This is a genomic window from Chitinophaga lutea (assembly GCF_003813775.1).
Taxonomy (GTDB): domain Bacteria; phylum Bacteroidota; class Bacteroidia; order Chitinophagales; family Chitinophagaceae; genus Chitinophaga; species Chitinophaga lutea.
Map to the genome: position 1 here is coordinate 1978678 of NZ_RPDH01000002.1, position 12454 is coordinate 1991131.

Sequence of the window (12454 nt, forward strand, 5' to 3'; positions counted from 1 at the left end):
GTATGAAAAGTGTCATCCTGAGAACGGCATCCAATTACCTGCTGCCGCTGCTGTTATTATTTTCCGTGTTCATCCTGCTGCGGGGGCATTACAATCCCGGAGGCGGGTTCGTAGGTGGACTGATCGCCTCGATCGCTTTTGTGCTGCATGCATTCGCCAATACACTCGGCAACACCCGCAGGCTGCTGCGTTATCCGCCGGGAGCGCTCATCCCGGTCGGGCTGGGGATTGCGCTACTGAGCGGCCTCGCCCCCGTATTCGTCGGCAAACCGTTCATGACGGCGCTGTGGTTCTCCACGCCCGTGCCCATCATCGGGCTGATCGGCTCGCCCCTCTTTTTCGACATCGGCGTGTACTTCGTGGTGATCGGCATCACCCTCACCATCCTGTTCACCATTTCCGAAAACATCCTGTAGTATGGAGTTATTACTGATTATACTGATCGGCATCCTGTACGCCACCGGCATTTTCATGATGCTGCGCCGCAGTATGGTGAAGTTGCTGATAGGCCTCATTCTGCTCGGCAACGGCGCCAATATGCTCATCTTCCTGCTGGGCGGCATCACCAAAGGGAAACCGCCCATTATCGGCGAAGGCGAAAAAATCCTCAGCGGCATTTATGCAGACCCCATCCCGCAATCGCTGATCCTCACCGCGATCGTGATCAGCTTCGGTTTGCAGTCGTTTGCCATCGTGCTGCTGAAAAGAGTATATGTATTGATTGAAACGGACGATCTGAGCGATCTTAACACACCAGACACGGATATATGACAGATAACTACATCATTTTGCCGGTCATCGGCCATTTAACGGTGGCAGTGCTGCTGATTTTTTTCTGGCGGAAAGTGACCATACAACGGGTGATCAGCGTGGCGGGAAATATTTTAGTGCTGGGCCTCAGCATCGGGCTGTTCGTCAAAACATGGCGCAGCACTGGTTATCTCATCATGCAGGCGGGCGACTGGCCGGCGCCGTTCGGCATCACCTTCGTGTCTGACGTGCTCAGCGCCACCATGGTATTGCTGACCGGCATCGCCGGGCTGGCCGTCTGTATCTTTTCCACCACCGGCATCAGCCGCCACCGGATACAGTACGGGTACTTCCCCATCCTGCATTTCCTGCTGCTGGGGCTGAACGGCGCATTTCTCACGGGCGACATCTTCAACCTCTACGTCTGGTTCGAAGTGATCATTATTTCTTCCTTCGTGCTGATGACGCTCGGCGGCAAAAAACCGCAGATCGAAGGCGGTATCAAATACGTGACGCTGAACCTGCTGGCTTCGGTGATGTTCCTCACGGCGGTGGCCATCCTGTACGGCCTTACCGGCAGCCTCAACATGGCCGACCTCTCGCTGAAGCTGGCGGAGATCAGTAACCGCGGGCTGGTGAACGTAACGGGATTGTTGTTTTTCCTGGGCTTCGGCATCAAATCCGCCGTGTTCCCGCTGTACTTCTGGCTGCCGTCGTCGTATCACACGCCGCCTTCGGCCATCGCCGCCATCTTCGGGGGGCTGCTCACCAAAGTGGGCGTATATGCGCTGCTGCGGGTGTTCACGCTCATTTTTATCCCCGATGTGTTTACCAGCAACGTGCTGATGATCGTGGCGAGCGCCACCCTGCTCACCGGCGCCTTCGGGGCTATGACCAAACGCAACATGCGCATGATGTTCTCGTACCTGATCGTGTGCCACATCGGCTACCTCATCGGCGGGCTGGGCATGTACACGGAGCTGGCCCTGGCCGGCGTGATCTTCTACCTGATACACGACATCATCGTCAAAACCAACCTTTTCCTCGTCAGCGGCATTATCTATAAAATACGCGGCACCATGAACATGGACAAGCTGGGCGGCCTGTATGCCGATTATCCCAAACTGTCGCTGCTCATGGCCGTCGTATTTTTTTCGCTGGTGGGCGTGCCGCCCCTGTCCGGCTTCTGGCCCAAGATTTACCTGTTCGGCGAAGGACTGGCCGCGCCGTACGCCTGGCACCTGGTGGGCGCCATGATCGTTGCCAGTTTTGTAACGCTGTATGTGATGGCGAAGATGTGGGCCGATGTGTTCTGGAAAAACCGGCCAGCCGGCGATGAGGCGCCCGATGCGTTTGCGCCCATGAAACTGTCCAATCGCGCCCTGCTGGTGCTTCCCGTGGTGATGCTGGCCGTAGTGTCGCTGTACATCGGCTTCTGCGCGGAGCACATCATGACGTTATCCAAACGCATCGCCGCCGATCTGAAAAACACCACCCCTTACATCGAAGCGGTGCTGGGGCGAGAGATTATTAAACCGTAACAAGGCAGCTTATGATCAAACAACTATTACTGAACATCATGCTCACCTTCATCTGGGTGATGCTCACCGGCGAACTGGTGTTCACCAATTTTGTGTTCGGTTTCCTGCTCAGTTATGTAACACTGTGGCTGGTAACGGCCGACCAGGAACAGAAGCGGTATTTCAGCCGGGTACCGGCGGTGATCAGTTTCATTTTCTTTTTTATCTACGAAATGCTGCGCGCCAATTTCCAGGTGGCGTACGATGTGATCACCCCGAAGTTCTTCATGAAACCGGGCATCGTGCAATACCCGATGGACGCGAAAACAGACCTGGAGATCACGTTCCTCACCAACCTCATTTCCCTCACGCCAGGCACGCTGATCCTCGACGTGAGCGACGATAAAAAAGTGGTGTACATCCATGTGATGTACCTGGAAGATAAAGACGCCTTCATTCAGCAGATCAAAGGCGGATTGGAAAAACGATTGTTAGATATTTTACGATGAGCCTGAACGACTACCTGTTTTATGTGATATTGCCGATGCTCTGCCTGGCCGTGGTGCTCGTGGCCTACCGCTTTTTCAAGGGGCCCAGCATCGTAGACCGGGTGATTGCGCTCGACCTGCTGATCACCATCGGCATCGGCATCATCACCATTTACAGCATCATGACCAAACAGTCCACTTTCCTCGACGACGCCATGATATTGGCGCTGATCGCGTTCCTGGGCACAGTGGCCTTTTCTTATTACCTCGAAAAAAAGGAAGAACAATGAGCGATATTCTCATCATGATACTCAGCACCCTCGGCGCCATCACCGTACTGATCGCGGCCGTGGGCATCGTGCGCATGCCCGATTTTTACCTGCGCCTGTCCGTGACCATCAAAGCCGCCACGCTGGGCATCGGCCTCCTCCTGGCCGCCGCGGCCGTGTTTTTCGCCGATATCTCCATCAGCACCAAAGTGCTGGCCATCATCTTTTTCCTGTTCCTCACCGCACCGGTGGCGGGCCACATGATCGGCAGGGCCTCGTATTTTACAGGCACGAAGATGTGGAAAGGCTCGGTGCTGGATGAGCTGAAAGGGAAATATGATAAGGAGACGCATAGTCTGGGGAGCGGGGATGGAGAGGAAGACAAGCATAATGACCACTCTAAATAACTGATAAACAATTACATATATTCGCAACTGAGTGTAACTACCGACTGACTCAATACCTACAACATTGAGCCTACAGCCTGTAACTCTCCAAATTAGCACTAAAATCAGTAAATTTGATAGGTGGATAAGGCCGTTAAAATATCGTCTGTTTTTCCCAAACACTTATTTTGGGATGTAAAACTGGAGCAACTGGATGCTGACAGAGATCAGGATTTGATTATTCCAAGGGCCCTGTTCATGACCAGTGAAATATCCTTTCAGGAGGATATAGAGAAATTAGAACGCATTTATAGCAGCGCTGCTATTATCAATACACTCAAGAATACAAAAGAACGAATCAGCAATCGTGTCTGCGAAATGGTTGCTGACAGATACCATATTCCTGTTTTTCACAGATACTCACACCGTTAAATGTCTGACAACCGCTTTAACAAAGAACTTACCCAAAAACTTGTCGACACTATTCTTGAGCTGCAAGCATTGCAGTCCCTAGATTCATTTGCATTGGCAGGAGGTACGAACCTGGCACTTCGTTTTAATCACCGGAGATCTGTTGACATTGACCTATTTTCCAATATGGTTGTTGGATTGGAAGGATTAGCATTGATCAAATCGGAGCTTGAACAACGCTACAATGGAAATTTGATTCATTGTGAAATCATTGATCCCGAAGCTGGCGAGCAGTATTGTTTTTTAAGAGCTTTTATCAATAAAGACGTAGACTTCACAGTTAAGGTGGAGGTAATTCAAAACATCGCACTGTTAGATCAAGTTGAGACAGTTGATAAAATCCGATGCTCACCCAAAAGGATATTGGACTTTTGAAGTTGATGAGCGCAAGTAATCGAAAGGCCCGGAAAGATATTTATGATCTCGATTTCCTTACAGATCAAATTCCTTTGGAAGACTTTCTCCTCATGCTAAAAGAAAAACATTTCAGATTTAGCGGAGAAACATTCAAATGCCTCTTTGATCTTGACCACCAACAAAGTCCGGCCGAAGATGTTGCCCTGCTGCTGGCCTTCGACCAGACCGACTATAGTGCCTTACCTAAGCGACCAAACCATTCAAATGATATCATAGATATTTTACCTTCAAATAAATCCTGGATTACAGCAAGGTCAAGCTGGCGAAGAAAGGTGATTGATTACATGCGCTCAAAGGGAATAACACCCCCACCTGTTCAACCTGTGAACTAGCACATATTTTTCCTCAAGTAAAAGTGAATCCCCCCTCTCAAAACTTCAACACAAAATCCTGCTTCACCTTGAAATCGGGGCTTACGAACACCAGGCCGATAAAAAACAGGTCTATTGTGAGCGTGACGGACGGATGGGCCTTGATGGTTTCCCAGGCGCGTTCCATACCGTCGGTCCAGTGTACGTCGTCGAATATTAAAACAGTGGAGGGTTTGATTTTAGGCAGGCTGTCGAGGAAATACTGCACCGTGGGCTCTTCGCGGTGGTTACCGTCGATGTAGATGATGTCGGGGCTGGGCATGGCGCCCAGTACTTTGGAGAGCTCCGTATCGAAGTTGCCTACGTACTGGTGCACGTTTTTCAGGCCCAGGGAGGCCAGGTTGGCGGATGCGCGGGCGGCGATGTTGGGGCAGCCCTCGATGGTATGCACGCTGGCGCCTGCTTTGGCCATATAGGCGGTGGAAAGGCCCATGGAGGTGCCCAGTTCCAGCACCGTTTTAGCGTTGAGGTACTTCACCAGCCGGTAGAACAGCTGCCCGAATTTGGGTGGCTTGGCGGCGTGGCGCACGATGTCCCGGATTTTACGGGTATTGGTGGCGCCCATCAGGGAACCTGCGCCCAGGTCGGTGACTTCGATAATGTCAGGGCTGGCCAGCAGCTGCCGGCGCAGCGCCTCCACGGGCCCGTAGGCCGGTTTGGGCGCACGGTCGTTCAGCACTTCCTCCAGCAACGCATACACGAAGGGGGAATGCACGTCGTGCCGGTTACCCGCATTAAAATAATAACGGATGTATTTTTTCGCCAATGCCGCCTGGTGCCGTAAACTCACTATTAATAGATTTTTGCCTTGATCAATCCCCATTTGTGCAGCCGGTGCTGGAGCGATACGCGCAGTACGCCGAGGCCGTAAATGCTGCTCCGCTTGAAGTTGATACTGGAGGCTTCTTCAAAATATTTGGTGGGACAGGTCACTTCCGCAATGTCGTACCCCTTCATGAACACCTGCGACACCATTTCATTGTCGAAAATGAAATCGTCGCTGTTGGCCATGAAGTTGATGTCCCGGAGGATTTCCGCGGAAAATGCCCGGTAGCCGGTATGGTATTCGCTCAGTTTCTGCCCGATGAGGATGTTCTGCGTCAGGGTCAGGAAACGGTTGAAAATATATTTATATAACGGCATGCCACCTTTCAGCGCCCCCTTCCCCAGGATGCGGGAGCCGAATACGGCCGGGTATACCTCGTTGGCGATGATGCTGCTCATGGCCAGGATGAGCTTGGGAGTGTACTGGTAGTCCGGGTGCACCATGATCACAATGTCGGCCCCCAGTTCGAGCGCCTTGTTGTAACACGACTTCTGGTTGCCGCCATAGCCCTTGTTGTTATCGTGCCTGATAATATGCTGAATGCCAAGCTTCCGCGCCACGCCGATGGTATCGTCTTTACTGGCGTCGTCTACCAGCACCACTTCATCCACCACGTCCGTCGGTATTTCCAGGAAGGTCTTTTCGAGTGTTAAGGCTGCGTTGTAGGCAGGCAGTACTACCACTACCTTTTTGTTATTCAGCATGAAACAAGGTCAATTTAGGCAGCAAAGGTATAAAAAAGTATAATGCGTTAGTAGCCTTTTACAATTCTTATGTTTATGCAGTAGAATTAATCATTATCTTTGTCTCTTGGGAATTTTTTGGCATTATATTTTCTTAAGGTTTTCTTAACAAAAAAAAGGACTTTCAAGCATGCTCAAGCTAATCAGATGGATGATGCCATTGTTGATGACAGGTTTTGTGACGATGACCGCTACAGCGCAGGATCCGGAAACCCGGCCACCCGTACGTACGGCCGATACCACTATCAAGAAGATCCTCGACGAACTGCAGAAGGTGGCGGACAGCGACCGGCAAAACGCAAAGAACATTGAAGAACTCTCCCGTGGCCGCGACCTCGACAACAGCGCCAAATACGATCTTATTAAAAACAACCTGATTTACGCGGCGGAAACCTATTACCTGCTCAATAAAAAGATCATCGACCTGAAATCGAGGACCACCACGAGTAATCTTGACGTGTTCATCACCTCCCTCAACAACCCGGAAAGCAAGGAACTGGGCTTCTCCCTGAGCGATCGGGTGGTGGAGCTGGTGGAAAAGATCATCCTCAAAGGCAAATCGGATAAAAACGAACGGAATACCAAACTGGTGGAATCCACCAAATCCATTATCAACAGCCCCATCTTCAAAAGTTTCACTTCGCTCACCCCGCCCCTGGCCATCGCCAGCTCGGTGATGAACTTCCTGCACAGCGTAAGCCAGAGCAACAAGGCCATCAACCACAAGCTGCTCCAGGAATTCGAGAAAGAGCTGAACAAATACGTGATCTATTATACAGCCCTCAACGACGCGAACCAGAAGTTCGAGTTCGGGCTGAACTTCAATAAAGACCAGCTGTCGCTGTTGCAGGACAATATGTACGATCACCTGGCCTTCACCGCCAACGTACTGAAAATGCCCCTGCCCGCCCGCGGCAATAAAACCATCGCGGAGTCCCTCAACGAATACTTCTTCGACTTCAGGAAGGAAAAAGTGGTGGACTTCTTCGGCAAACTGGAAGAAAAATACACCGCCGGCAAAAAGATCGACTACGAGAAGCTGCTGCGCGAGAACCCGAACCTGAAGGAAGCGAACAACCAGCTGGAAGACCTGGTGCTCCAGACCAAACGTTTCGAGAACCTCTACAACGAATACTTCAGCCTGCTGGATTCCTACTACACCAAGGTGAACCACTCCCTGCGCCTGGCCCAGGACAATGCCCTGGCCGAAAAAGGCATCGTGGAAGCCAAACAGGCGGAGTTCCGCCAGCTGAAAGACGAGGCGGTTAAAGAGATACAGGCCTCCATCAACATGCGGGAACTGACCGTGAACGTGGAAAAAGTAAAATACCGGTACCGGATATTCTAAACAAGCTTGAAAAGCGGGCCCTCACGGCCCGCTTTTTTTATCACATTTTATACACCCCGCCTCCCGCCCTTCGCCCGTTTCCCCCTTATTATCGTTAATTTTGTCCATCATGACCACCGTACAACTCGAATACGTGGTGGCGGTAGATACCTACCGCAGCTTCGTCACCGCCGCAGATAAATGTTTCGTTACACAACCCACGCTCAGTATGCAGATCCAGAAACTGGAAGACGAGCTGGGCGTGAAGATATTCGACCGCAGCAAACTGCCGGTGGTGCCTACCGAAATAGGTTCCGCCGTGATCGCACAGGCCCGCGTCATCCTCAAGGAGAACAGCCGCATCCGGGAAATCATCGCCGATCAGAAAAAGGAAATACAGGGCACGCTGAAAGTGGGCATCATCCCCACCCTCGCTCCTTACCTGCTGCCCAGGGTGCTCACGGCATTCCTGAAGAAATACCCGAAAGTCAAACTGGAGGTATGGGAATATTCCACCGAGCAGATCATCCAGCAATTGCGCCAGGAGCAGCTCGACTGCGCCCTGCTGGCCACGCCGCTGCATAACCAGCACCTCGAGGAACACCCGCTGTTTTATGAGAACTTCGTGATTTTTGCGGCCAAAAGCCACAAGCTGGCCGATAAAAAGGTGATACTGCCCGAAGACCTCGACACCAAAGACATCTGGCTGCTCAACGAAGGCCACTGCATGCGCAACCAGGTGCTCAACATCTGCCACGACAAGTTCGGCATGGGCGGCGACTTCAAAAACCTGGAATACAACACCGGCAGCGTGGAAACCCTCAAACGGATGGTGGAGCTGAACGAAGGGTATACCATCCTGCCCGAACTTTCCCTGCAGGACCTCTCGGCCAAACAGATGAACATGGTGCGCTTTTTCAAGGCCCCTGAGCCCGTGCGCGAGATCAGCCTGGTCACCCACCGCTATTTCATCAAACAGGGCGTAATTGAGGCCTTTAAGAAAGAAATACTGGCCAGCGTGCCGGACAAGATGAAAGTGAAGAAAACGAAAAAGGTGGTGGACATCCTGCTGGAGAAGAAATAACAGGCAGGCAAGGGAAACCCGAAAGTCGTAGCATTCTGCCGGAGAAGAACGAACCGGCACAATCGTACCAATACAACAACAGGAATATATTGCGGGGACAGGAATGATTCCAAAAACCCCGGCATCAACAAAAAAGGGTAAAACGGAACATCCGCTTTACCCTTTTTTTATTGTCAGTGATCAGTTGATCAGTTCGGTGTTTTCACTTTGTTCGCCTCGGTGTAGTTGTTCTTCAGCTTGGGGAACGACTGCATGATGAGGTCGTTCATCACATTCACCGCCTCGCTCAGGTAAGCGTCTTTCACGCGTGCCTTCAGCCAGTCTTTATTGCGGGCCAGCTTCACGGTGTCGCCCTGGAGTTTGGCGAGGTCGGCCTTCAGGCTGGCGATGTTGATCTCTTTCACTTTATCGTTCACGGCGTCGTAGCGCTTGAGGGCCGCGGCGTTTTTCTTCTGATCGGCTTTGTAGGAAGTGATGTCGAGCGGATAGGTTTTCTGCTCGTCGAGCTTCTTCAGCGTGGCGATATTTTCATTGATGATTTTGAACGCTTCGTTATTGGCCACGCGGCGGGCGCTGTTGGCTTTAAGAGGAGCCACGTCTACCGGGTCCGACCAGGTGGCGTAATCCGCTTTCGGGATAACGTCCCATTTCAGGGCGTCTTTATCTTTTTTCTCCCCTACTTCGTAGTACGGCGAAGGCAGCACCACATCGGATTCCACGCCTTTCAGCTGCGTGGAGCCGCCGTTGGCGCGATAGAACTTCTGTACGGTGAGTTTGATGCCGCCGAGACTGCCGCCCAGGTCGCCGCGTACAAAATTATCGAGGTCGAGCAGGCGCTGCACGGTGCCTTTACCGAAAGTGGAAGGGCTGCCGATCACCACGGCGCGTTTGTAATCCTGCATGGCGGCGGCCATGATTTCGGAAGCGGATGCGCTGAACTCGTTGACCATGATGGCCAGCGGGCCGTCGTATTGCACGCTCTTGTCGCGGTCTTTCTGCTGCTGCGTTTCACCGCCGCGGGACCGCACCTGCACGATCGTGCCGTCCGGTACGAAGAGGCCGGCCATCTTGATCACGTCGGGCAGGGAGCCGCCGCCGTTAAAACGAAGGTCGAGGATGATGCCTTCCACCTTTTCGGCTTTCAGCTTCCTGATCTCTTCGGCCACGTCGTTATAGGAGAAAGCGCCCTGGCGGTCGTTAAAGTCGGCATAGAACTCCGGCAGGTAAATATACCCGATGCGGTGTTCGCCGGTGATGATGGCCGATTTGGCGAATGTATCGTCGAGTTTGATTTCGTCGCGGATGAGTTTCACCGTTTTGGTGGTACCGTCCACGCTTTTCACCGTGAGTTTCACCTCGGTGCCTTTCTGGCCGCGGATGAGGGTCACGGCTTCGTCTACCGCATAACCGCTCACGTCGGTCGTGTCTACCTTCAGGATCACGTCATCGGCCTTCAGCGTCCCTTCTTTCCAGCTGGGGCTGCCGGTAACGATGCTCACGATCCGGATGCGGCCTTCTTCCTCACGCAGCTGGGCGCCGATGCCGAAGAACTTGCCGGCCATCTGCTCCTGGAAAGAACGTTTCTCCAGCGGCGGCATATAGTCGGTATGCGGGTCCATGGTGGTGGTGATCGCATTCACGTACATGGAAAAACGGTCGTCGTCTTTCATGCGCGTTTTCATACGGTCGAAATATTTGTCGTAGATCTTTTTCACTTTCTGGCGCGCTTCCACTTCGAGGGCGGCGTCTGTTTTGCCGGACTTGTCCTTGTCGCGCGCTTCGATCAGCTCGGCGTATTTTTCAAGGGTACGGAACTTGAGCGACTTGCGCCATGCTTCGGTGCGGCCCGCGTTATCCGCCGGCCAGTCCATCGATTCCGGGTCTATCACCACCGTTTCCTTCTGGTTGAAGTCGAACGGCTTTTGCAGGATCACCGGGTAAATGGCGGCGGCTTCCGCCACCCTTTTACGGATGAGCTCGTTGGTTTTGTTGAACAGGTCCAGGGGCGCGCCGTTCAGTTCATCATCCACATGTGTGTCGAGCACTTTCAGGGCGTCGATATCGCTTTTGAGGAAAAATTTCTTTTCGCCGTCGAGGCTGCGCAGGTATTTGGAAAATACTTCTTTGGAGAACTTGTCATCGATCGGCTTGGGCTGGTAATGGCCTTCTTTCAGGATCTGGCCTACCAGGGTGATGATGGCTTCATATCTTCCGGGAGGGTCTTCTTTCCCTCCTCCGATCTTTGCAAAGGCAAATATTCCCGCGGAAATGCTGATCAGCATTACCGGTACAATCACTTTCAGTTTCATCCGCATAACAATCAATTACGAATTACAAAATGCGCAGCATTCTTGAGCCCCTTTGAAAAGACATAGCAATGATGCGAAATATACGAGCAACGGAGACGGCCGTTCTTCGCTTATCAAATATAAGCCAAATCCGGCCATCTCCCTAAGGCCCCACGGGCGTTTTAACAAAATATTACTGGCAAATACCGTGCTGTAAAATCAAAAAATTTACCATTAGCCCGTACAAATTAACCACTCGTAATTCGTAATCCGCAGTTTGTAATTTTTATTTCACCAGCTTGTAAACCATCCCTTTAACGGCTCCGCCGGACTGGGGAATGGTGGCCAGCATGTACAGTTCTCCGGCTTCGTCCTGGCCCCAGCTCAACAGCTGTACGTTACCCTCGGGTTTGTTCTCGAACACGAGGTCGTTGCGCTGCCATTTGGCGCCCTTCTGCTGCAGCGTCCAGGTTTTGCCGTTATAATCGCCGAACACGTACTGTCCCTGCAGGCCGGGAATGGCTTTGCCGCGGTATACGTAACCACCGGCAACGCTGATGCCGTCGTCGTGGTCGTATTCATGGATGGGCGCAATCAGCTTGCGTTTATCGGCGCCCTCGGGCACGTTGAATTCGTGGTAGCCTTCCATGATGCGCCAGCCGTAGTTGCCGCCTTTGGTGATGATGTCCACTTCTTCATACTTGTTCTGACCTACGTCGCCGGCAAACAGCTTTTTAGTGCCTTTGTCGAACGAAATACGCCAGGCATTGCGCAGGCCGTACGCCCAGATCTCGCCACGGGCGCCTTCTTTACCGGCAAAAGGATTGTCTTTCGGCACACGGTAAGGGCTCGCGTTCACGTCTATACGCAGAATCTTGCCCAGCAAGGTGTTGAGGTCCTGGCCATTGCCGATGGCGCCGTGTTTGTCGCCCCCACCGCCACCGTCGCCGGAAGAAATGTAGAGGTAACCGTCGGGGCCGAACACGATATCGCCGCCGTTATGGTTGGATTCCGGCTGGTCGAATTCCAGTATTACCCGCTGCGATGCGGGCAGTGCGGTATTGTCGGTGGATTTGCCCACTTTGAATTCCGCCAGCACGCTTTTATGGTTGAGGCCTTTCACCGGTTTCGGCACCGGGGCGCTGTAGTAGAGATAAAATTTGCCGTTGGTCCTGAACTGGGGATGGAAGGCCATGCCCAGGAGGCCGCGCTCGTCGTACGCGGGGTTCACTTTCACCATGTGGCTGCTCACGTCGATAAAAGGTGTGGGCAATAATTTGCCGTTTTGCACCACCCATACTTTTCCTTCTTTCTGAACGATAAACTGGCGGTTGGAACCATCACCGGGCACCGCCAAAGTAACAGGCGACTGCACCTGGTCCGTCACCAGCTGCAGCTTCACTTTGGGGGCCTGCGCCATGCCTGCGTTTCCCGCAAACAGGGAACCGGCCAATAACAGATAAACTAGCTTCATACGTGTTTGGAATTTTAAAGCCCTAAAAATAATGATCTGA

General features: G+C 52.4%; 15 protein-coding genes. 11 read left to right on the plus strand and 4 right to left on the minus strand.

The features are described 5' to 3' along the window. Positions 1–2 precede the first annotated feature (2 nt). The 9 genes from EGT74_RS20225 (at position 3) to EGT74_RS20265 (ending at position 4633) form a co-directional block, all read left to right on the plus strand. Positions 3–416 carry a Na+/H+ antiporter subunit B gene (locus tag EGT74_RS20225; RefSeq protein WP_123848373.1) on the plus strand — a complete coding sequence of 138 codons (414 nt, stop codon included), beginning with the start codon at positions 3–5 and terminating at the stop codon, positions 414–416. Between the two features lies 1 nt (position 417). Continuing rightward, positions 418–771 carry a Na+/H+ antiporter subunit C gene (locus EGT74_RS20230; RefSeq protein WP_123848374.1) on the plus strand — a complete coding sequence of 118 codons (354 nt, stop codon included), beginning with the start codon at positions 418–420 and terminating at the stop codon, positions 769–771. Beyond that, on the plus strand, positions 768–2291 hold the full coding sequence (locus EGT74_RS20235) for a proton-conducting transporter transmembrane domain-containing protein (RefSeq protein WP_123848375.1): 1524 nt from the start codon (positions 768–770) through the stop codon (positions 2289–2291). The genes EGT74_RS20230 and EGT74_RS20235 overlap by 4 nt, the downstream gene beginning before the upstream one ends. A gap of 11 nt (positions 2292–2302) precedes the next feature. Then, complete coding sequence (locus tag EGT74_RS20240; RefSeq protein WP_123848376.1) at positions 2303–2779, plus strand: Na+/H+ antiporter subunit E; 477 nt, start codon at positions 2303–2305, stop codon at positions 2777–2779. Further along, positions 2776–3048, plus strand: a complete 273-nt coding sequence (locus EGT74_RS20245) for a cation:proton antiporter (protein WP_123848377.1) — start codon at positions 2776–2778, stop codon at positions 3046–3048. Before EGT74_RS20240 ends, EGT74_RS20245 begins: the two co-directional genes overlap by 4 nt. Beyond that, entirely contained in the window at positions 3045–3434 is a 390-nt protein-coding gene (gene mnhG, locus EGT74_RS20250; RefSeq protein ID WP_123848378.1) for a monovalent cation/H(+) antiporter subunit G, read from the plus strand. Before EGT74_RS20245 ends, mnhG begins: the two co-directional genes overlap by 4 nt. A gap of 120 nt (positions 3435–3554) precedes the next feature. Beyond that, positions 3555–3845, plus strand: a complete 291-nt coding sequence (locus EGT74_RS20255) for a DUF6922 domain-containing protein (RefSeq protein WP_123848379.1) — start codon at positions 3555–3557, stop codon at positions 3843–3845. Continuing rightward, a complete protein-coding gene (locus EGT74_RS20260) occupies positions 3846–4259 on the plus strand; it encodes a nucleotidyl transferase AbiEii/AbiGii toxin family protein (protein ID WP_123848380.1) in 414 nt (137 codons plus the stop codon). It abuts the gene before it with no gap. Continuing rightward, entirely contained in the window at positions 4229–4633 is a 405-nt protein-coding gene (locus tag EGT74_RS20265; protein ID WP_123848381.1) for a hypothetical protein, read from the plus strand. The genes EGT74_RS20260 and EGT74_RS20265 overlap by 31 nt, the downstream gene beginning before the upstream one ends. A 37-nt stretch (positions 4634–4670) precedes the next feature. On the opposite strand, the gene EGT74_RS20270 is transcribed toward EGT74_RS20265, so the two are convergent. Further along, a complete protein-coding gene (locus EGT74_RS20270) occupies positions 4671–5462 on the minus strand; it encodes an O-methyltransferase (protein WP_246008263.1) in 792 nt (263 codons plus the stop codon). Between the two features lie 2 nt (positions 5463–5464). After that, positions 5465–6202, minus strand: a complete 738-nt coding sequence (locus EGT74_RS20275; protein ID WP_123848383.1) for a glycosyltransferase family 2 protein — start codon at positions 6200–6202, stop codon at positions 5465–5467. 169 nt (positions 6203–6371) lie between these two features. On the opposite strand from EGT74_RS20275, the gene EGT74_RS20280 reads away from it, so the two are divergent. Together EGT74_RS20280 and EGT74_RS20285 are read left to right on the plus strand one after the other, a co-directional pair. After that, positions 6372–7589 carry a hypothetical protein gene (locus EGT74_RS20280; RefSeq protein WP_123848384.1) on the plus strand — a complete coding sequence of 406 codons (1218 nt, stop codon included), beginning with the start codon at positions 6372–6374 and terminating at the stop codon, positions 7587–7589. Between the two features lie 109 nt (positions 7590–7698). Beyond that, positions 7699–8652 (plus strand): hydrogen peroxide-inducible genes activator, encoded by a 954-nt coding sequence (locus EGT74_RS20285; RefSeq protein ID WP_123848385.1) that lies wholly within the window; start codon positions 7699–7701, stop codon positions 8650–8652. A 188-nt stretch (positions 8653–8840) separates the two neighbouring features. Here the strand turns inward: EGT74_RS20285 and EGT74_RS20290 are convergent, their stop codons facing one another. Then, a complete protein-coding gene (locus tag EGT74_RS20290; RefSeq protein ID WP_123848386.1) occupies positions 8841–10967 on the minus strand; it encodes a carboxy terminal-processing peptidase in 2127 nt (708 codons plus the stop codon). A gap of 259 nt (positions 10968–11226) precedes the next feature. Beyond that, a complete protein-coding gene (locus tag EGT74_RS20295; protein WP_123848387.1) occupies positions 11227–12414 on the minus strand; it encodes a PQQ-dependent sugar dehydrogenase in 1188 nt (395 codons plus the stop codon). Positions 12415–12454: the final 40 nt, after the last annotated feature.